Annotated in this window: 22 protein-coding genes and 1 riboswitch; of the genes, 14 read left to right on the forward strand and 8 right to left on the reverse strand. The window is 66.0% G+C overall.

The features are described 5' to 3' along the window. Positions 1-224: 224 nt before the first annotated feature. The 3 genes from XF30_RS30265 to XF30_RS30275 form a co-directional block, all read right to left on the reverse strand. Positions 225-884 carry a membrane protein gene (locus tag XF30_RS30265; RefSeq protein ID WP_025034507.1) on the reverse strand — a complete coding sequence of 220 codons (660 nt, stop codon included), beginning with the start codon at positions 882-884 and terminating at the stop codon, positions 225-227. Positions 885-1,004: 120 nt separating this feature from the next. Then, positions 1,005-1,694 carry a class I SAM-dependent methyltransferase gene (locus XF30_RS30270; RefSeq protein ID WP_036003432.1) on the reverse strand — a complete coding sequence of 230 codons (690 nt, stop codon included), beginning with the start codon at positions 1,692-1,694 and terminating at the stop codon, positions 1,005-1,007. A 33-nt stretch (positions 1,695-1,727) separates the two neighbouring features. Then, the gene (locus tag XF30_RS30275; RefSeq protein WP_109144692.1) at positions 1,728-2,780 is read right to left on the reverse strand and encodes a glycosyltransferase family 4 protein; all 1,053 of its coding nucleotides are present in this window, start codon (positions 2,778-2,780) and stop codon (positions 1,728-1,730) included. Between the two features lie 273 nt (positions 2,781-3,053). Between XF30_RS30275 and XF30_RS30280 the strand changes: the two genes are divergently transcribed. Beyond that, a complete protein-coding gene (locus tag XF30_RS30280) occupies positions 3,054-3,779 on the forward strand; it encodes a L,D-transpeptidase (RefSeq protein WP_109144693.1) in 726 nt (241 codons plus the stop codon). Between the two features lie 97 nt (positions 3,780-3,876). Beyond that, the gene (locus XF30_RS30285; RefSeq protein ID WP_036003413.1) at positions 3,877-4,308 is read left to right on the forward strand and encodes a c-type cytochrome; all 432 of its coding nucleotides are present in this window, start codon (positions 3,877-3,879) and stop codon (positions 4,306-4,308) included. 39 nt (positions 4,309-4,347) lie between these two features. Here the strand turns inward: XF30_RS30285 and XF30_RS30290 are convergent, their stop codons facing one another. Further along, complete coding sequence (locus XF30_RS30290) at positions 4,348-4,626, reverse strand: hypothetical protein (protein WP_109144694.1); 279 nt, start codon at positions 4,624-4,626, stop codon at positions 4,348-4,350. Further along, a complete protein-coding gene (locus XF30_RS30295) occupies positions 4,623-5,417 on the reverse strand; it encodes a DUF899 domain-containing protein (protein ID WP_036028450.1) in 795 nt (264 codons plus the stop codon). Before XF30_RS30295 ends, XF30_RS30290 begins: the two co-directional genes overlap by 4 nt. Before the next feature lie 90 nt (positions 5,418-5,507). Between XF30_RS30295 and XF30_RS30300 the strand changes: the two genes are divergently transcribed. The 7 genes from XF30_RS30300 (at position 5,508) to XF30_RS30330 (ending at position 13,934) form a co-directional block, all read left to right on the forward strand. Next, the gene (locus XF30_RS30300; protein ID WP_109144695.1) at positions 5,508-6,728 is read left to right on the forward strand and encodes a winged helix-turn-helix domain-containing protein; all 1,221 of its coding nucleotides are present in this window, start codon (positions 5,508-5,510) and stop codon (positions 6,726-6,728) included. 29 nt (positions 6,729-6,757) lie between these two features. After that, on the forward strand, positions 6,758-7,396 hold the full coding sequence (locus XF30_RS30305) for a Vgb family protein (RefSeq protein ID WP_109144696.1): 639 nt from the start codon (positions 6,758-6,760) through the stop codon (positions 7,394-7,396). Between the two features lie 140 nt (positions 7,397-7,536). Then, positions 7,537-9,099 carry a DUF4403 family protein gene (locus XF30_RS30310; protein ID WP_109144697.1) on the forward strand — a complete coding sequence of 521 codons (1,563 nt, stop codon included), beginning with the start codon at positions 7,537-7,539 and terminating at the stop codon, positions 9,097-9,099. A 330-nt stretch (positions 9,100-9,429) separates the two neighbouring features. Continuing rightward, positions 9,430-10,539 carry an ABC transporter ATP-binding protein gene (locus XF30_RS30315; RefSeq protein WP_036028460.1) on the forward strand — a complete coding sequence of 370 codons (1,110 nt, stop codon included), beginning with the start codon at positions 9,430-9,432 and terminating at the stop codon, positions 10,537-10,539. Positions 10,540-10,604: 65 nt separating this feature from the next. Then, the gene (locus XF30_RS30320) at positions 10,605-11,654 is read left to right on the forward strand and encodes an ABC transporter substrate-binding protein (protein ID WP_109144698.1); all 1,050 of its coding nucleotides are present in this window, start codon (positions 10,605-10,607) and stop codon (positions 11,652-11,654) included. A gap of 190 nt (positions 11,655-11,844) precedes the next feature. Next, the gene (locus XF30_RS30325; protein ID WP_036013273.1) at positions 11,845-13,107 is read left to right on the forward strand and encodes an ABC transporter permease; all 1,263 of its coding nucleotides are present in this window, start codon (positions 11,845-11,847) and stop codon (positions 13,105-13,107) included. Further along, entirely contained in the window at positions 13,104-13,934 is an 831-nt protein-coding gene (locus tag XF30_RS30330) for an ABC transporter permease (RefSeq protein ID WP_192893291.1), read from the forward strand. Before XF30_RS30325 ends, XF30_RS30330 begins: the two co-directional genes overlap by 4 nt. A 79-nt stretch (positions 13,935-14,013) precedes the next feature. On the opposite strand, the gene XF30_RS30335 is transcribed toward XF30_RS30330, so the two are convergent. After that, positions 14,014-14,541, reverse strand: coding sequence for a PRC-barrel domain-containing protein (locus XF30_RS30335; RefSeq protein WP_036013268.1), 528 nt, complete (start codon positions 14,539-14,541; stop codon positions 14,014-14,016). A 211-nt stretch (positions 14,542-14,752) separates the two neighbouring features. After that, positions 14,753-15,283, reverse strand: a complete 531-nt coding sequence (locus XF30_RS30340; protein WP_109145909.1) for a hypothetical protein — start codon at positions 15,281-15,283, stop codon at positions 14,753-14,755. A 179-nt stretch (positions 15,284-15,462) separates the two neighbouring features. Here XF30_RS30340 and XF30_RS30345 point away from each other — a divergent pair, with 179 nt between their 5' ends. Both XF30_RS30345 and XF30_RS30350 read left to right on the forward strand, forming a co-directional pair. Then, complete coding sequence (locus tag XF30_RS30345) at positions 15,463-16,233, forward strand: response regulator (RefSeq protein WP_109144699.1); 771 nt, start codon at positions 15,463-15,465, stop codon at positions 16,231-16,233. 11 nt (positions 16,234-16,244) lie between these two features. Then, positions 16,245-17,567, forward strand: a complete 1,323-nt coding sequence (locus XF30_RS30350) for an ATP-binding protein (RefSeq protein WP_109144700.1) — start codon at positions 16,245-16,247, stop codon at positions 17,565-17,567. Here XF30_RS30350 and XF30_RS30355 read toward each other — a convergent pair whose 3' ends face one another. Continuing rightward, positions 17,568-17,768 carry a hypothetical protein gene (locus tag XF30_RS30355; RefSeq protein ID WP_036013259.1) on the reverse strand — a complete coding sequence of 67 codons (201 nt, stop codon included), beginning with the start codon at positions 17,766-17,768 and terminating at the stop codon, positions 17,568-17,570. A 230-nt stretch (positions 17,769-17,998) separates the two neighbouring features. Here XF30_RS30355 and XF30_RS30360 point away from each other — a divergent pair, with 230 nt between their 5' ends. From XF30_RS30360 to thiS, 3 genes are all read left to right on the forward strand, one after another. After that, positions 17,999-18,562: a lytic transglycosylase domain-containing protein gene (locus XF30_RS30360; RefSeq protein ID WP_109144701.1), complete on the forward strand. Its 564-nt coding sequence runs from the start codon at positions 17,999-18,001 to the stop codon at positions 18,560-18,562. Between the two features lie 170 nt (positions 18,563-18,732). Further along, positions 18,733-18,861: riboswitch (TPP riboswitch) on the forward strand. Further along, complete coding sequence (locus XF30_RS30365) at positions 18,849-19,874, forward strand: FAD-dependent oxidoreductase (protein ID WP_109144702.1); 1,026 nt, start codon at positions 18,849-18,851, stop codon at positions 19,872-19,874. Its footprint overlaps the riboswitch before it by 13 nt. After that, a complete protein-coding gene (gene thiS, locus XF30_RS30370; RefSeq protein ID WP_109144703.1) occupies positions 19,865-20,062 on the forward strand; it encodes a sulfur carrier protein ThiS in 198 nt (65 codons plus the stop codon). Before XF30_RS30365 ends, thiS begins: the two co-directional genes overlap by 10 nt. Position 20,063: the final 1 nt, after the last annotated feature.

A 20,063-nucleotide genomic window follows, 5' to 3' on the forward strand; every position in this document is an offset into this window, starting at 1 on the left:
TCTCCGCGCGTGCGGTGAGCATTGACGCACGACCATCTGGCAGCATCCCCGCGGAGAGTCCCCCTCACCCGAATTTGCGCTCCGCGCAAATTCGACCTCTCCCCGCACGCGGGGAGAGGTGAAGGAAGCACCGCGTTCGCAGCCCCGAACACGTGGATGCCCGGCACAAGGCCGGGCATGACGTAGCCATCAGACATCGGAGCGTGTCGCGTGCGCCGCGCGCTTCAAGCGTGCTGCTCTTCGAGCACGGGCTCGTCGATGAAGCCCAGCGTGTGCTCGGGATTGAGGTGCAGGCCGGGATCCATCAGCTCGCCGCGCATCAGGGCGAGCGGAGCACCGCGATAGAGCATCAAATCGTGGAACGGATCGGTCAGGATCTTGGTCATCCAGACGAGGCCGGTCTCGACGTCGCGGATGAAGAACAGGTGCACGGTGCGGAACAACAGGCCGCCGCCGCCGACCACGAGCCAGATCTTCGCCACCTGCCGCATGAAGTCGGTCGCGCTCTGCCAGGGCGTGAAGATGCCGAACAGGGTGGGATCGACGACCAGCACCAGCGGCGACAGCGCCCAGATCGCCATCAGCACCACCTTGCGCTGCAGATTGTAGCCGACCTTGATCTCTTCCTTGTACTCGTGCGTCGCCTGATTGATGTGGTCGTAGGTGTGCGGCTCGAAGAAGAAATGGCCGGCCTGGCGCGAGGTCATCGACACCAGCCAGCCGACCAGCGCGGAGACGACGGGATCGATGAACAGCCAGACATAGGCGAACAGGAAGCTCAGCGCGCTGACGAAGTGCAGGCTCTGATTGATGCGGCTGTGGTGATAGTAGCGATGGTCGTCCCAGCGCTGGATCCGCAGCTGCTCGAGATAGTTCTTGATCATGCTCATCCCCAAAATGCTTTCGGGTTCAGGATTTACAGAGATTCGATGTAGGCCGTGTGACATCATCATTTTGTCATGTGACGATGTGCAGCGGCGCGATGACGCACGCGACGCGTGAGCTCAAGCCGCCTTGGCGACGTCGACCTTGCGGAAGCGCACCAGCGAGAAGTGTCCCAGCGGCGGGATCAAGCGGCGCTCGGCAAGCTCGATCCCGTGCGCGCCGGCGAGCCATTTGGCGTAGCGCGACCAGGCGAACTCGGCGGTGCGGAAGCCGAGCGGACGCACCACCGGCTGCAGCTTCTGCTCGATGAAGCGGCGCATGCCGGTGTCGGCGCTGACGCGGGTGAGGATGATCAATTCGCCGCCCGGACGCAGCACGCGGGCGAATTCGTCGAGCGCCTTCTCCGGGTTCGGCACGGCGGTGACGACGTATTGCGCCATCACGACGTCGAAGGAATTATCGGGGAATTCGAGCTTCTCGGCGTCCATCACCGCGAGGCCCTCGACGTTCTTCAGCTTCTGCTCCGTCACGCGGCGGCGCGCCTTGTCCAGCATCGCTTCCGAAATGTCGGTGCCGAAGATGCGCAGGTTCGGCGCGTAGAGCGGCAGCGAGATGCCGGTGCCGACGCCGACCTCGAGCACGCGGCCGCCGATCTTGTTGGTGGCCGCGATCGCGGCCTGCCGGCCCTTGGCGAACACGCCGCCGAACACGAGATCGTAGACCGGCGCCCAGCGGTCATAGGCCTGCTCGACCGTGCCGCGCGTGAGGTCGAGCTGCTGGGTGCCGTCAAGGTTCATGATCTTAGCCATCGATGAGGTTCTCGCTGTGGTTCGAATAAACGGTCAGCCGCGCACCGGCCGCCGCGCCATGCGAGGCGAGGCGCGCAGGACGCGGCTGGGCTGCAGTGAGGTGAGGTTGCCGACGAACTGGCGCGCGCTGTTCTCCCAGGAGCGCTCCAGCGCGAAGTTGCGGCAGGTCTCGCGTGACATCGTGAGCGCGCGCAGGCAGGCGGTGCGCAGATCGTGGTCGATCGCGCCGATCGGGTGATCGGCAATGACGTCCTTCGGGCCCGTGACCGGAAACGCCGCAACCGGCGTGCCGCAGGCGAGCGCCTCGAGCTGCACCACGCCGAAGGTGTCGGTCAGGCTCGGAAACACGAATACGTCGGCCGCGGCGAGATGCGCGGTGAGATCCGCCCCCTTCTTCTCGCCGAGGAAGACTGCGTCCGGATATTTCTTCTCCAGCGCCGCCTTCTGCGGGCCGTCGCCGACCACGACCTTGGTGCCGGGCAGGTCGAGCGAGAGGAACGCTTCGAGATTCTTCTCCACCGCCACGCGCCCCATCGTCATGAAGATCGGGCGCGGCAGGTCGAGCTGTGCCGGAGCGTCGGGATGAAACAGCCCGGTGTCGACGCCGCGCGTCCAGAAGCCGAGCCGCTTGAAGCCGCGCTCGGACAGCTCCTGCCGCAGCGAGGGCGTCGCAACCATGGTCATGGCGGCGGCATCGTGGAAGTGGCGCAGCACCGCATAGCCGACGCCCGCCGGGATGCCGGTCCGCACCGAGACGTATTCCGGAAAGCGCGTCGTGTAGGAGGTGGTGAAGGCGAGCCGGTTGCGGCGGCAATAGGCGCGCGCCGCCCAGCCGATCGGGCCTTCGGTCGCGATATGCAGCGCCTCCGGCGCGGCCTTCTCGATCCGCCGCGCGATCTCCTTCGCCGAAGGCAGCGCAAAGCGCAGGCCCGGATAGGTCGGCAGCGGCCAGGACGGAAAGCCGTCGGGGGTGAGGAAGTCGATCTCGACGTCGAGGGTCTTGGCCGCATTCGCCAGGGAGGTCAGGGTGCGGACCACACCGTTGACCTGGGGATGCCAGGCGTCCGTCGCGATTAATACCCGCATGGGAAAATCCCGAGAGTTTGATGATTCTCAGGCATCGACCATCAACGAAGGATATTTCAGGCGTGTGACGTCACAGAAGTGTCGGCGCGCTGTTTTGTTCGTTAACGAGCCGGCGGGGCCACGAAACTGTCATGAAACAATTCTTGCCGCCGTGAAACCGTTTTCGGTTTTCCGCGCAAATGTCCCGAAACGTTTTGCCGTTAGGAATTCAGGCAACGGAGCACCGCAACGGTGCCGCGGTGAGCAAAACACCGAGCAAACAGGGGCGATCACATGTTCAATCTGGACACGTTCAAGACGTTTTCGCGCGCCGTTGCACTCAGTGCCGTCGCGGTCTCCGCAATCACGTTCGCTGGCGCAGCCAAGGCCGCGCCGGTGCAGATCTTCCCGTTCTTCCAGCCGCTGCCGCCGATGACCGCGCCGCAGCCGCTGCAGCCGTATCAGCCGTCGTATCAGCCCTATCAGGCGCCGACCTACCAGACCGAGCCCGAGGATCAGGACGCGGTCGAGCTGCCGGCCCGCTTCCGCCGCCAGACCGTCTCTTACGCGACGCGCGAAGCGCCGGGCACGATCATCATCGATACGCCCAACACCTATCTCTATTACGTGCTCGGCAATGGCCAGGCGTTGCGCTACGGCATCGGCGTCGGCCGCGACGGCTTCACCTGGTCCGGAATCCAGTCGGTGAGCCGCAAGGCCGAGTGGCCGGCCTGGACGCCGCCGCCGGAAATGATCGCCCGCCAGCCCTATCTGCCGCGCCACATGGCCGGCGGCCCCGGCAATCCGCTTGGCGCGCGCGCCATGTATCTCGGCGGCACCATCTACCGTATCCACGGCACCAACGCCCCCGAAACGATCGGCAAGCGCGTGTCCTCCGGCTGCATCCGCATGACCAACGAGGACGTCACCGACCTCTATTCCCGCGTCAACGTCGGCACCAAGGTGATCGTGCTGCCGATGACCGAGCGCCGCGCAGACCTCGGCGCCGCGAGCCGCTGAAGCGACAGGACAACGTAACGCGAACGGCCCCGGAACCCACCGGGGCCGTTTTCGTTTGCCCTGACATCCCGTTGCGCCTGTTGCGGCGCAATCCCCGATGGAGGCGCAAATGCGACCACGAAGGCAACCCTCGCCAAGCCCATGGCTGCACGCCCTCGCCGGCGCCGGAGCACTGACGCTGCTCGTGTCCGCGCCCGCCTCGCTCGCGCAGCAACCCGCGCCTGACGACGCCGGCAAGCAGGCTTTCAACAATTCCTGCCGCACCTGCCATTCCATGAAGGAAGGCGACAATCGCCTCGGTCCCAATCTCAACAAGATCGTCGGACGCAAGGCCGGCTCGCTGCCGGACTACAATTACTCCTCGTCCATGAAAGAAGCCGGCTTCGCCTGGGACCAGGACAAGCTCACCCGCTTCATGGTCAAGCCGGACGAGGTCGTGTCCGGCCACAAGATGCAGCCCTATGGCGGCATCTCGAAGGACGAAGCGGGTAAGGTGGTTGCGTATCTGCAAGCGGCGGGCGGGCAATAGATCGCAACGCGCTCTTTCCGCTGTGCGATTGCGGTGCGCTTACCGGCTGACTGCGCCCCGCCACTCCGCTATCAGCCTCAGCCACGCCGCGGCGTGGAACGCGCTCATCAAGAGATACATCGGCACCATCCCGCCGAGCAGAGAGCCCTGCCCGGCGCCGCACAGCATCTCCGCGGGCCCACCCCCGGGCAAAGCCGTCAGTACGGCCATGATGGCGAAGGTCGGCGTGGCCGCCAGCCCCAGCCATCTGGCGAGGTGACGCGCGGCCGCGACGCCGTCGGGGCTGGCGCTGGGGACCGCGCTGACCGGACCGGTCATTTCCGCTCTCCCGCGGCCTCCTCGCGGAAGGCTTTCTCGCCGGCGTCCGAGATCTCCACCCATCGCTTGTCGGGCGCGGCGCCTTCGGTGTAGCTGTCGTGCCAATTCCACCATTTGTAGGTCGGGGTCTGGGGGTAACCTTCCGGCGAATCTTCCCACACCTCCTGGCGGCCGAGCGGGGTGATGTCGAGATAGTTCCAGGTCCCGCCCATCTGCTCGTCACCGCGGCTCTTGACGAAATAGGTGCGGAAGATGCGCGTCCCGTCGCGGTAGAACACATTCGTCCCGTGCCATTCGTCGACGCCGAAATCGGCATCGAAGCTGTCGGTGATGGTGACCCAGGGCATGATCCAGCCCATCCGCTGCTTCAGCCTGACGATGTCGGCTTGCGGCGCGCGCGAGGCGAACACCAGCGTGGTGTCGCGGGCATTCAAGTGCGAGACATGGGCGACCTGGTCGGCCACCATGGAGCAGCCGCGGCAGGCCTGATCGGGCCAGCCGAACACGCCGGGCTCGAAGAAGGCGCGATAGACGATCAGTTGCCGCCGGCCCTGGAACAGGTCGTGCAGACTGAGCTTGCCGCCGGGCCCCTCGAACGCATAGGTTTTGTCGACAGCCATCCACGGCATGCGGCGCCGCTCGGCGGCCAGGGCGTCGCGGGCACGGGTATGCGCCTTCTCCTTCACGAGCAGCTGCAGACGGGCCGCCTCCCAGTCCTGCGGCGACACCACCGGCGGTGTCTGCATGGCGGTCTTTCCGTTGGTTCCTGCTTTTTCTGCTGATGTCATCATGACTCTCCAAAGCTTTTGCTTGACGTCCTGCCAACGATTTCTGGCACCAACCGGCCGCGGTGCGGGAGTAACAAGTGTGGCGGGATTGACATGGAATCGCTGATCACTGCCGCTGCGCGCGCGTTAGAGGCCGGCGATCCGCTCGGCGCCTTGAACCGCGTCGCGCTGCGCAACGATGCGCCGTCGCTGGCGCTGCGCGGCATCGCGATGGCGCAGCTCGGCGATCTCGCCAAGGCCAAGTCGCTACTGCGCACCGCCGCGCGCGCCTTCGGTCCGCGCGAGGCGGTGGCACGCGCAAGATGCCTGGTGGCCGAAGCCGAGATCGCGCTGGTCTCACGCGATCTGAACTGGCCGGTGAAGACGCTCGCGGCGGCACGCGCGACGCTCGAACAGCACGGCGATCTCGTCAATGCCGCCCATGCGGGCCATGTCGAGGCGCGCCGCCTGCTTCTGGTCGGTCGCCTCGACGAGGCCGAGCGCACGCTCGCCGAAGTCCGTCCCGCGATGCTCCCGCCCGCATCGCAGGTCGTCCGCGAGCTCGTGCTCGCCGGCATCGCCATCAGGCGGCTCAGAACGAACGACGCGCGCACGGCGCTCGGCCGCGCGGCTCACGCGGCGCGCCTTGCAGCCATTCCCGCGCTCGTGGCCGAGGTCGACAGCGCGAGCCTGATCCTCGACACGCCGGCAGCGCGCCTGATCGCCCGCGGCAGCGAACATCCGCTGTTGCTGGGAGAGGTCGAACGTCTGGCGACCTCGACGGCGCTGGTCGTTGATACCTTTCATCACGTCGTGCGCAGGCAAGGCGTCGCGGTGTCGCTCGGAACGCGTCCCGTGCTGTTCGCGCTCGCGCGTCTCCTGGCCCAGGCATGGCCTGCGGATGTCTCGCGCGAGACGCTGATATCCGGCGCCTTTCAAGCCAGGCACGCCGACGAATCGCACCGCGCGCGCCTGCGCGTCGAGATCGGACGACTCCGCAGCAAGCTCGCGCCGCTGGCCGATATCAGCGCGACGAAGCAGGGCTTCGTGCTGGCGCCGCGGAAGACGCGCGACGTCCTCGTGCTGGCGCGGCCCGTTGAGGAGAAGCACGCCGCCGTCCTCGCCTTTCTTACCGACGGCGAGCCATGGTCGAGCTCGGCGCTCGCGCTTGCGCTTCGCATCAGTCCGCGCACCGTGCAGCGCGCGCTCGAGGAGCTGGCGCGGTCGGGCAAGGTGCAGTCGTTCGGACACGGACGGGCGCGCCGCTGGATGACGCCGCCCGTTCCGGGTTTCCCGACAGGCTTGTTACTCCCCACGCCGCTCCTGAAGACGTAGGATGGGCGCAAGCATGAGGGATCGAGCACATGAAACGTTCAGCCGCCGAGATCGTCACGGAGTATGGACCCTTTCCAGGCGTCGAGGCCGTGCATGGCGTCACCTATGACGGCACGCGCGTCTGGTTCGCTTCCGGCGACAAGTTGAACGCGCTCGATCCGGCCGACGGCAGGATCGCGCGCTCCATCGACGTCGCCGCGCATGCGGGAACGGCGTTCGACGGACGGCACCTGTTCCAGATCGCCGAGGACCGCATCCAGAAGATCGATGCGGCCTCGGGCAAGGTGCTCGGCACCATTCCGGCGCCCGGCGGCGGCGGCGATTCCGGCCTTGCCTGGGCCGAGGGTTCGCTCTGGGTCGGACAATATCGCGAGCGCAAGATCCATCAGATCGATCCCAAAACGGGCAAGATCCTCCGCACCATCGAGAGCAAGCGCTTCGTGACCGGGGTGACCTGGGTGGACGGCGAGCTCTGGCACGGCACCTGGGAGAACGAACAGAGCGATTTGCGTCGGATCGATCCGGAAACGGGACAAGTGATCGAGCAGATCGACATGCCCGCCGGCACGATCGTGTCGGGCCTGGAATCGGACGGCGGTGACCGTTTCTTCTGCGGCGGCGGCAATCGCGGCAAGGTGAGAGCGGTCCGGCGCCCGCGGCAAAGCTAATCATGCGTCCTGACGTGACGGCACGCCGACGGCGCGTTCACAATCCGTAACCTGTTCGCCCCAATTCCACCCAACGGGTGCGCTCTAGCGCCCTCCTCGCCCGCCCTGTAGAATCCCCGTCGGGGCGGCTTGGGGGATTGATGCGTCTGACGTGGAATCTGAAGACTATCCTGATCGGCATCGCGGTGCTCGCGGCGTCGTTCTTCATCAGCCTGAAGGCGATGGACTTGCTGGCGCCGCGCGCGACGGATTCGGCGCCGCCGGTCGCTCAGCTGCCGCCGCTGCCGCCGGCCTCGAAGAGCTCCATCGTGATCGCGCCGGTCGCCATCGCGCTGTCGGCGATCCGCGAGCAGGCCGAGAGGGCCGCGCCGCGCAATTTCGCCGGCAAGGCCGACAACCCGATCTCGCAGATCCTGGAGAATGCCGATATCGGCTGGTCCGCCGTCCGGGGCCCGATGGCGGCAGCCGGCGACAAGGACGTGCTGACGATCTCGACCCCGCTCACCGGCAAGCTCAACGTGACCGGCTCGCTGTCGTCGAAGGCCACAGGCGCGCTTGGCGATGCGCTCGGCAGCGTGCTCGGCGGCGACGCCGCGAAGCGGATCGGCGCGGTCAACATCAAGAACCTGAACGCGAGCGCGGAGATCAAGGGCAACGTCGTCGTTACCTCGCGCCCGAAGCTCGCCGCGGCCTGGTATCTGGAGCCCAATCTCGGCGCCCAGGTCAATCTCGGCGACACCAACCTCAACGTCGCCGGCGCCAAGGTCAACGTGCCCGCGCAGGTCAAGCCGCTGATCGACAAGACCGTCGGCGAGCAGATCAACGCCGTCTCCGAGCGCATCCGCAACGATCCCAGCCTGCGCGAGAATGCCAAGGCGCAATGGATCAAGGCCTGCCGCTCGATCCCGCTGCAAGGCTCGGGTTCCTCACTGCCGCCGCTGTGGCTCGAGATGAAGCCGGTGCGCGCGATCGCGGCGCAGCCGCGCGTCGATGCGCAGGCCGTGACCTTGCTGCTCGGCCTGGAGGCCGAGACACGCGTGACCTCGACGCCGACCAAACCGGACTGCCCGTTCCCCGACAAGATCTCGATCGTGCCGCCGACCGGCACCGGCGTGAACATCGGGGTGCCGATCGACGTGCCCTTCACCGAGATCAACAAGCTGATCGCAGCGCAGATGGTCGGCCGCACCTATCCGGAGGACGGCTCCGGCCCGGTCGACGTGACCATCAAGAGCGCCAACGTCGTGCCCTCGGGCGACCAACTGCTGATCTCGCTTCTGGTGCGCGCCAAGGAGAAGAAGAGCTGGTTCGGCCTCGGCGCCGAGGCGAATGTGCACATCAGGGGCCGGCCGGTGCTCGACCAGGCGCAGCAGACGCTGCGGCTCACCGACATCCAGCTCGCGGTGGAATCCGAGGCCGCCTTCGGCCTATTGGGTGCCGCCGCCCGCGCCGTCGTCCCGCAGATGCAGCAGGCGCTGCTGCAGAGGGCAACCCTGGATCTGAAGCCGATCGCCGCCAACGCCCGCGAGAAGATCGCCGCCGCGATCGCCGATTACCAGAAGAGCGAGGACGGCCTCAAGGTCGAGGCCAGGATCGACAGCCTCACTCTCGCCGACATCTCCTTCGATTCCAAGACCCTGCGCGTGGTCGCGGAAGCCGGCGGCTCGCTGAACGTATTCGTGACGAAGCTGTCGGGGATGTAGCGCGTCCCTGCGCATCGCAGGGCCGTCGCATGTGAGAGCTCTTCCCTGCGGCCATCCTTCGAGACGCCCGCTTGGGCGGGCTCCTCAGGATGAGGGCGGAGTGCGCGGCAGCTGTTGCAACGAGCACGGACGCCGATGAGTCTCATCCTGAGGAGGCGCGCAAGCGCCGTCTCGAAGGACGAGGCGTGCGTGCAGGCGCCGCCACCCGTCAGAGGCGGTTGTCCCGCCACTCGCCGGACCCGCACAATTCCTCGTCGCTTGCGCCGCTGGCATTCTCGCTGCAGGATGCTAATCTCGCACGCGCATTGTAGGGGACAACGCGAGGACAACATGGAAGCCGGCATGGTCACGCCTGCGCCGGCGCTGGTGCGTTTTTCCGGCATTCAAAAGACCTATGATGGCGAGCATCTCGTGGTGAAGAACCTCGACCTCGACATCAGGAAGGGCGAATTCATCACCCTGCTCGGCCCGTCGGGATCGGGCAAGACGACCACGCTGATGATGCTGGCCGGCTTCGAGGTGCCGACCCATGGCGAGATCTACCTCAGCGAGCGGCCGATCAAGAACGTGCCGCCGCACAGGCGCGACATCGGCATGGTGTTCCAGAACTACGCGCTGTTTCCGCACCTGACGATCGCGGAAAACATCGCCTTCCCGCTCTCGGTTCGCAAGTCGAGCAAGGCGGAGACGCAAGAGCGCGTCAGCGCGGCGCTGCGCATGATCAAGATGGAAACTTTTGCGCACCGGCGGCCCGGGCAATTGTCCGGCGGTCAGCAGCAACGCGTGGCGCTGGCCCGCGCGCTGGTGTTCAATCCGCAGCTCGTGCTGATGGACGAGCCCCTGGGCGCACTGGACAAGCGGCTGCGGGAGCAGATGCAGCTGGAGATCAAGCAGCTGCACGAGACGATGGGCATCACGATCGTCTATGTCACCCACGACCAGAGCGAAGCGCTCACGATGTCGGACCGCATCGCCGTATTCAACGACGGCATCGTGCAACAGATCGACCGCCCCGACGCGCTGTATGAGCATCCCGTGAACAGCTTCGTCGCCCACTTCATCGGTGAGAACAATGTGCTCGCCGGCACCGTGGAAACCGTGGAGAGGGATTATTGCCGCGTCGCGCTGGCCGGTGGCAGCACAGTCGCCGCACGGGCGGTCAACGTGTCAGGCGCAGGCGCATCGACCTCTCTGTCGGTGCGGCCGGAGCGTGTCGCAATAATTCCCAATGGCAATTCCAGTGAGGGACCGAACCGGCTGCCGGCAAAAGTGCAGAACACCATCTATCTCGGCGACCACGCGCTGGCCGTGCTGGATGTGGCCGGCAACGCCGAGTTCATGGTCAAGCTTCAGCCGGGAGCGCATCACGGCCTAAGACCTGGCGAAAGCGTGTTCATCACCTTCCGCCCGGAAGACTGCCTCGCCCTCGATCCCGTCTGATCTGCCGGCGACGAAACTGAAACAATCAATGTCAACGCAACTCACATGAAGAAGGAACGAAGACCATGCTGAAGCGCAAGATTGCTCTGGGTTTCGCCGCGGCATTGGGCGCCGGTGTCGCGCTGACCAATGTCGCAGAAGCGCGTGACCTCACAGTCGTCTCGTGGGGCGGCGCGTATCAGGAGGCCCAGAAGAAGGTCTATTTCGAGCCGTTCAAGAAAGCATCCGGCATCGCGATGAACGACGAATCCTGGGACGGCGGCGTCGGCGTGCTGCGCGCCAAGGTGCAGGGAGGCGCCGCCACCTGGGACGTCGTCCAGGTCGAGAGCGATGAGCTCGCGGTCGGCTGCGAGGAAGGCCTGTTCGAGAAACTGGACTATTCCAAGATCGGCGGCGAGGCCGCCTACATCCCGCCGTCGGTCAATCCTTGCGGGGTCGGCGCCATCCTCTACGATTTCGTCCTCGGCTACGACAAGGACAAGCTGAAGGAGGCCCCGAAAGGCTGGGCCGACTTCTTCGACACCAAGAAGATTCCGGGCAAGCGCGCGCTGCGCCAGGGCCCGAAGACCACGCTGGAGATCGCCCTCATGGCCGACGGCGTCGCACCGAAGGACGTCTACAAGGTGCTGGCGACCGACGAAGGCATCGAGCGCGCCTTCAAGAAGCTCGACACCATCAAGGGCGACCTCGTCTGGTGGAAGGCCGGCGCGCAGCCGCCGCAATTGCTCGCCTCCGGCGAGGTGGCGATGACCTCGGTCTACAATGGCCGTATCGACACCGCGAACAAGAACGAGAAGAAGAACTTCGGCATGGTGTGGGACGGCGCGCTGTTCACAATCGACAGCTGGGTCATCCTGAAGGGCAGCCCGAACAAGGATGCGGCCTACAAGTACCTCGACTTCGTCGGCAAGGCGGAGAACCAGTCCAAGCTGTCGGAGAACATTGCCTACGGCACGTCGAACAAGGACGCCGCCGGCCGGCTCGCGCCCGCCGTCCTGAAGGACCTGCCGACAGCGCCTGACAACATCAAGAACGCGGTCGAGATCAACGTCGGCTTCTGGCTCGAGAACATCGACCGCCTGACCGAACGCTTCAACAAATGGGCCGCGAAATAGCACGCGAACAACTCGCCCGTGGCGCATCCTTCGAGACGCCCGCCTACGGCGGGCCCTCAGGATGAAGGTCTGAGTCTGTGGCAGCGACGTTACTGGCACCAATGTCAATGAGCCTCATCCTGAGGAGACCGCGAAGCGGTCGTCTCGAAGGACGAGGCGCTTGCTCAGGCTGCTCCAAGAGGCTTTCTCCATGACAGCAGCGCCCGCGCTCGGCGCCGATAACAAGACTGAGGTGCCGCTCAAACGCCGATTGAGGCGTGCGGAGCGGACACGCCAGGTCAAGGCATTGGCGCTGGTCCTGCCGCTTCTGCTGTTTCTGCTCTTCACCTTCGCAGGTCCCATCGCCGGCATGCTGTGGCGCTCGGTCGAGGACTGGGAGGTGCGTCAGGTCCTGCCGCAAACGGTCGCTGCTCTTGCCAGTTGGGACGGCAAGGACTTGCCGGATGAAAACGCCTATGCGGCGCTTGCAAGCGACATCCTGGCGGCGCGCGCCGCCGGCACCCTTGCGATTGCGGCCAAACGGCTCAACTACGCGCTGAACGGCTTCCGCACGATCCTGACCAGCACAGGACGCAATCTGAAGGCGGTGCCTGAGCCCGGTACGGCCAGGGAGACGCTGGGCAGGATCAACCCCGCCTGGCGCGAACGCGCCACCTGGACCACGATCAAGGACGCCGGCGGCCCGATCACCGGCTTCTACCTGCTCGCCGCGCTCGACCTGACGCGAAACGCCGACGGCGCGATCGTCGCCGCACCACCGGATCAGGCCATCTACCGCGACATTTTCCTCCGCACCTTCCTCATCAGCCTCGCTGTCACGGCCCTCTGCCTGATTCTCGGCTTTCCGGTCGCCTACCTCCTGGCGACGCTGCCGCCCGGCCGGTCGAACCTCTTGATGATCTTCGTGCTGCTGCCGTTCTGGACGTCGCTCCTGGTTCGCACCTGCGCCTGGATCGTCCTGTTGCAGAGCAAGGGCGTCGTGAACGATAGTCTGCTCTGGCTCGGCATCATCGACGCACCCTTGCGCCTGATCTACAACCGCTTCGGCGTCTGCGTTGCCATGACCCACGTTCTGCTGCCGTTCATGATCCTGCCGCTGTACAGCAGCATGAAGGCGATCTCGCCCGCCTACATGCGTGCCGCCGCTTCGCTCGGTGCACCGCCCCTCACCGCCTTCCTACGGATCTACCTGCCGCAGACCCTGCCTGGCATCGGCGCGGGAAGCCTGCTCGTCTTCATCCTGGCGCTCGGCTACTACATCACGCCGGCCCTCGTCGGCGGCGCCGCCGACCAGATGATCAGCTACTTCATCGCCCTCTACACGACCGAGACGGCCAATTGGGGCCTTGCTTCGGCGCTGGGCGCGGTGCTGCTGCTCGCCACCGTTCTGCTCGCTCTCGTCTACGGCAAGCTGGTGCAGGGCCAGCAGGTCACGGGAGGGATGAAGAATTGAGCGACAATTCCTCCTTGCGCACCCCCAGCCAGCGCATCGCGTGGACCGCGACTATCGTTGTCTCCACGCTGGTGTTCATCTTCCTGATCGCGCCGATCCTTGCGATCATGCCGCTGTCGTTCAGTTCTGGCTCGTACCTCACCTATCCGCTGCCGGGCCTTTCCTTGCGCTGGTACGACGACTTCGTCAATTCGCCGCGCTGGATGAACTCGCTCAAGAACAGCGTGATCATCGGCGTCGCCTCGACGCTGTTGTCCATGGTCCTCGGCACGCTGGCCGCGCTGGGGCTGGCGCAGTGGAAGAGCCGGTTCAAGCCGCTCGTGCTGGCCTTCGTGCTGTCGCCGGTGGTCGTGCCCGGGGTCATCACCGCGGTCGGCCTGTACTTCTTCTTCGCGCCGATCGGGCTGACCGGCAGCTATCTCGGTCTGATCCTGGCCCACACCGCGCTGGCGACGCCCTTCGTGGTGATCACGGTCGGGGCGACGCTGCAGAGCTTTGACACCAACCTGGCACGCGCCGCCGCCTCGCTCGGCGCCTCGCCAATCTACGCGTTCCGTCGCGTGATCCTGCCGCTGATCCTGCCGGGTCTGGCATCAGGCGCGCTGTTCGCGTTCGCAACCAGCTTCGACGAGGTGGTGATCGTGCTGTTCATGGCGGGTCCCGAGCAGCGCACCCTGCCGCGCGAGATGTTCAGCGGCATCCGCGAGAACATCAGCCCGACCATCACGGCAGCGGCCGTGATCTTGACGACCGTCTCGGTCATCTTGCTCGCCACCCTGGAAGCCCTGCGCCGACGCAATGAACGGCTCAAGGGCAGCGGGGGTTGAGGACGCAGGAAGTTAAAGACACGACAGCGCGCCCGGTGAAAACCAGGCGCGCTTCGTTCAGGCAGTTACGCGAGCCGCATTACTCCGCGTACTTGAACTGCGGCATGTTTTTCAGCTCGTCCTTGCTGGCATTGAACACGGCGTGGTCCGGGTACCATTTCGACGCGGACGACGTCGATGCGGTCGCTGCGGGCCTGTCGGTACCGGTCGCAGCGCCGGTCGTCGTGCCTGCGGGCCGGGCGCCGGTGTTTGCGCCGGTGCCGGTATAGGCGACGGGCTCGTTGACGAACTTCAGCTTCTCATAGGGCACGGCGACCAGATGCTCGCCCATGCCGAGGAAGCCGCCGACTCCGATCACGGCGATCTTGATGTCACCGTTCTTGTCCATCAGCAGGTCGTTGATCGTGCCGATGTTCTCGTTGGCCTCGTTGTAGACCTTCAGGCCGTCCATCTTCGAGGTGCGCCACTGGCCGGAAGCCGTCGTGGTCGTTGCGGTGGCCGCAGGGGCCGCCTTGTCGGTGGTGGCGGCGGGCGGCGTTTGCGCGATTGCGACGGTCGCAAGTAGCGCGGTACCGGCGAGGCCGGTGACGATCGATTTCATCAACATTGTTGTCCTCTCCTTCACAGAAAACTCGTGCGGAGAAAACCGCTCTGATCGAGCGCAGTTCCGTGCGTGCCGCAATTTCGTCGCGCCATGCGCGAACTGTTCCTGCGTCACTCAGGAACATTTTGCGGTGCACGGTTCCCCGCCGAGGATCATGCGCCTTGGGGCAAGGCAGGACCGCGGCGAGGACCGCGCCGACCCGGCGTCGCCGAGGTCAGCTCTTGTAGTCGATCAGGAGCGCGGCGAAGCTCGAATTGCCGGTTGAGCTGCCATTGGCACCGTAGGAGGATGCTGACGATTGCGATTGCTGCAGCGCCTCGAGGAATTGCTGGAGGATCTCGGCGGTGGTCTGGTCCGTCGAGCTACTGCTCGTCGAATCCGTCGTCGTCGAATCCGAAGAGCCGTCGTCCGGCGGCGGACCGCCTAGTACACGCGCGAAGGCGGACTGAAACACGCTTTTCAGCTCCTCGGCCTGTTCGGAGGTCAGCGTCCCGTTCGACACTTCGCTCGAGATGAGGTCCTCGATCTTCGACTGCATCTCGTCCTTGGAGGGAGGCGCGCCGCTCGACTGGCCGCTCGATCGGCTCTGCTGGAGCGCCGTGTCGATATCCGTCAGCGCCGTCGAGAGCGCGGACTGGTCCGACGACGAGATCGTGCCGGCGGAGACTTGCGATTGCAATTCCTGCTGAAGCCGTTGCAGTGGCGATTGATAGCTGCCGGCGGAGGCCGCCGAGATCGAGCTCATGATGGCTCCCTTCGTTTTGCGGGTTTCGCCGCGGACCACGCCACGGTATGGTTAACGGCCTTAACGAGAGCTTGCCGCTCGGCGGTGTGGCGATTGCCGTCCGTTGCTGATCGCCCGGTAGAAACAATTCGAAACAAAAATCTTCGCCTTTTGGCCGGAATTTTGGACAAACAAGGTCCATGGCCATTCCCAATCCCAACATCCTGGTCGTCGAGGACGACCGCGAAACCCGGACGCTGATTGCGAAATACCTGCGCAGCAACGCCTGCAACGTCACCGCCGTCGCCGACGGCCGCGAGATGTCGCGCGCTATGGCCGACCACCGCGTCGATCTCATCATTCTCGACGTCATGCTGCCTGGCGAGGACGGCCTCAGCCTGTGCCGTAAGGTGCGCGCCGAAAACCAGACGCCGATCATCATGCTGACCGCGCGCGGCGAGGACGTCGACCGCATCGTCGGCCTCGAGATGGGAGCGGACGACTATCTGCCGAAGCCGTTCAATCCGCGCGAGCTGCTCGCCCGCATCAACGCGGTGCTGCGTCGCCAGGCCGCCGCGCAAGCGGCGAGCTCGGTCGAAGGTGCCTCCGCGCTCACCTTCAAAGGCTGGCGCATCGATCTGCGCTTGCGCGAGCTCCGCAATCCCGCAGGCGCGCGCGTCGCGGTGACCAGCGCCGAGTTCGACCTGCTGCGCACGTTCTGCGAGCGGCCCGGCCGCGTGCTGTCGCGCGACAGCCTGCTCGACCTCACGCAGGGGCGCAGCACCGGCGCGTTCGAGCGCTCCATCGACGTCTTGGTCAGCCGCATCCGCCGCAAGATCGAGCCCAATCCGGCCGATCCCACCCTGATCAAGACGGTGCGCTCCGGCGGCTATCTGTTCACGCCACGAACCGAGGTCGCGAAAACCGAGGCAGCAAGCGCCGAAGCGACCACAGTGCCCGCGAGCAGCTGAGGGGGACGACGATGAAGCCGTTTTCGTTCTTCCACCTCAAGGGTATCGGCGGGCAGATCGCCGCGCTGGTGCTGGCCTCGACAGTGGCGCTCCATCTCGTCATCACCACCGCCTTCCTGATTATCCGGCAGGACCGCCCTGATGCCCCGCCGGACCGGGCGCATCAACTGGCCGATGCCGCGCTGCTGCTCGAGGCGGCGGAGGCGAGCGAGCGTCCGCGCCTCGTCACCGATCTCGCGCGCGCCTTCCCCGGGCTCGGCATCGAGATGCTGGCGCCCGGCACGGCCAATCTCGCGGAGAGCGACAGCCTGCATCTGCGCTGGATGCGCCGCCATCTCGGCCGCGCCTACAAGACCGGACGGCTGGCTTCAGGCAGCATCGAGCCCCGTATCGGCGTGCAATTGCCCGACGGCACCGTGATCGCGGGCCATGTCGATGGCGCCCCGCGGCCGTTGTTCTCTGGCGCGCCCTGGCTGATGGCACTGATGAGCGCCTTCATCTGCGTCACCGTGCTCGGCCTGTGGGCGGCGCGCGCGCTGACGAGGCCGCTGTCGTCCTTCGCCGCGGCGGCGGAGAATTTCAGCCTCGAGGGCGCCGCCGAGCCGCTGACCGAGCGCGGCCCGGAGGAGATCCGCGCGGTGGCGCGCGCGCTCAACCGCATGCACGAGCGGATCGTGCGGCTGATGTCGGACCGCACGCGGATGCTGGCCGCGATCAGCCACGATTTGCGCACGCCGATCACGCGGCTGCGCCTGCGCGCCGAGTTTATCGAGGACGAAGCCAACCGCAAGCGCATGCTGATGGATCTCGACCAGATGCGCGCGATGCTGGAATCGGTGCTGTCGCTCTTGCGCGACGACCGCAAGGTCGAGGCGGTGACGCTGGTCGACATCGCCAGCACGCTGCAGCTCGTCGCCGATCAGTTCGGCGACATGGGCCATGTCGTGCACTATGTCGGGCCGGCGTCCGCGACCGCCGCCGCGCGGCCCGACGATCTGCATCGCGGCGTCACCAACCTGGTCGAGAACGCGGTGCGCTTCGGCGCCGAGGTGACGATCCGCCTCGACGTCTCGGACACCATGCTCGTCATCGACGTCGAGGACGACGGCCCCGGCATTTCGGATGCGCGCAAGCAGGAGATGCTGGAGCCGTTCGTGCGCGGCGACGACGCGCGCACCATGGACTACTCCACCGGCTTCGGGCTCGGCCTGTCGATCGCGCGCGCAATCGCGCTCGGCCACGGCGGCGAGCTGTCGCTGCATGACCGCGCCCCGCGCGGCCTGATCGTGCGGATGCGATTGCCGGTCTCGCAGGCGCCGCGCCTTGCCGCCTGATCAAGCCGCGAGCGGCGGGTGCTCGATCGCCTCGTGCGGGAAGATCGCCACCGCCTCGAAGCGGTAATTGCAGGCGTGGCAGGTCCAGAGATAGGAGACGCGGCCTTCGCCCGGCTCGATCCAGTCAGGGAACGGGATCGGTGTGCCACATTGTGCACAAGGGTTCTGCTTGGGAATGTCGTCGATGTCTGCAGGGGTCATGGACGTCTCCCGAGTGCTGGCTTTGACTAGCGATTGTTGGGCGAATGCGCGAAATGGACAGACCCGCTGTCGCGTAAGGCGCTCCACCAGCTCCGAGCTTAACCCAGGTTTAAGTCGCAAAAGCGACGAGCCGGCGAAAATCGCCGTTGGTGACATTTCGCCACATCATCGCCGTGTTCCCACGGCCTAACGCGCTCGGGCGCGGGTCCGTTATGCCGAGGAATATTTCGATGAAAATCTTACGAATTGTCGCGCTGCTCGCGGCCGGATTGACGTTGCCGCAGGCAGCTTTCGCCGGGCAAGCCGAATATGCCGAGATGGTGGCCGCCCATGCCCGCGCCAACGGCGTGCCGGAAGCGCTGGTGCATCGCGTCATCATGCGCGAAAGCCGCTATCAGCCGCATGTGGTCGGCCGCGGCGGCACCATCGGGCTGATGCAGATCAAGCTCGCGACCGCCCGCGGGGTCGGCTACACCGGCGATGCCGCCGGCCTGCGCGATCCCAACACCAACCTCACCTACGCCGTGAAATACCTCGCCGGCGCCTACCGCGCCGCCAATGGCGATCACGCGCGAGCCGTGCGTTATTTCGCGGGCGGCTATTACTACGCTGCAAAGCGCCAGCGGCAGGAGGCCGTCCAGGTCGCCAATGCCGGCGAGACCATGGGTCAGGGCACTATGGGCCAACCTTGGCTAGAGCCGAACGGCAATCCGCAGCCGATGTTCGCCGCTCCGACCCACAGGAAGCTCGCCCAGCGCGTCCGTAACGCGCGGGCGCAGGTTCCCGCTCATTGATCTCCGTTATGGCCGGGCTTGACCCGGCCATCCACGTCTTGCATCTGCGCCAAGAACGTGGATGCCCGGGCCTTCGCCTCGCCGAAGCGGCTTTGGCCGCGCAGGCGGGACAAGCCCGGGCATGACGACTGTTACCGCGTTGACCACCCCATCCTGCTGGCATACATTACCACCGTTCCGAGGGGTGCTCCGAGGAGGAGCTGAGATACCGCTAAATGGGCAATACCGCCCAGGACCGCGGTGACCCTTTGAACCTGATCCGGGTCATGCCGGCGAAGGGACAGGGATGTTGCAGACCATCAAGCGACCGGATTCACCGGTATCCATCATCGGCGCAGGCATCGCGGGCGCCTGGCAGGCGTTGCTGTTCGCGCAGGCCGGTCATGCCGTCACCTTGCACGAGCGCGGTGACGAGGCGATGACGGATGCCACCAGCCATTGGGCCGGCGGCATGCTCGCGCCCTATTGCGAGGCCGAAGTCGCCGAGCCCATCATCAGCCGCCTGGGGCTGCGCTCGCTCGATCTCTGGCGGCGCGAGCTGCCCGACACGCCGTTCAACGGCTCGCTGGTCGTCGCCCACCCGCGCGAGCGCAACGATTTCGAGCGGTTTGCGCGCATGACCGAGCATCACCGCCGGCTCGATGCCGCCGGCCTAGCCGCGCTCGAGCCGTCGCTGGAGGGCCGCTTCCGCGACGCGCTGTTCTTTCCGGCCGAGGGCCATGTCGAGCCGCGCCGCGTGCTTCCGCAGCTGCACGAGCGCATCAAGGCTGCCGGCGGCACCATCAAGTTCTGCAGCGACGTCACCGCGAACGAGCTTGCAAACCTGAATCCTAAAAGCATCGTCATCGACTGCCGCGGCCTTGGTGCCCGCGACGAGCAGAGCGAGCTTCGCGGCGTCAAGGGCGAGATGATCCTGATCGAGACGGACGAGGTGCAGCTGGCGCGCCCGGTGCGGCTGATCCATCCGCGTTGGCCGCTCTACGTGATCCCGCGCGAGAACGGCCTGTTCATGCTGGGCGCGACCTCGATCGAGGCCGAGGACACCGGCGTCAGCGTCCGCTCCGCGCTGGAGCTATTAGGGGCCGCCTACACCGTGCACCCGGCGTTCGGCGAAGCCCGCATCGTCGAATTCGGCTCGGGGCTGCGCCCCGCTTATCCCGACAATCTGCCGCGCATCGGCATTCGCGATCGTAAGATCAGCGTCAACGGCCTCTACCGCCACGGCTTCCTGATTGCGCCCGCGCTCGCCGAGCTGACGCTCGCCTATGTCGAGCGCGGCCAGATCGACAACGAGGTAATGCAATGCTCCTGATCGTCAACGGCGAGCCGCGCGAGGTCAGCGCAGCCAGCGTGGACGCGCTGCTCGCCGAGCTCGACTACGAAGGCAGCCATTTCGCCATCGCGCTCAATTACGACGTCGTGCCGAAAAGCCGCTGGGCCGAGACGAGCCTGAAGGCCGGCGACGAGATCGAGATCATCACGCCGCGGCAGGGAGGGTGAG

Origin of the sequence: Bradyrhizobium sp. SUTN9-2 (genome assembly GCF_003122645.1) — a bacterium.
In the GTDB taxonomy this organism is placed as follows: domain Bacteria; phylum Pseudomonadota; class Alphaproteobacteria; order Rhizobiales; family Xanthobacteraceae; genus Bradyrhizobium; species Bradyrhizobium yuanmingense.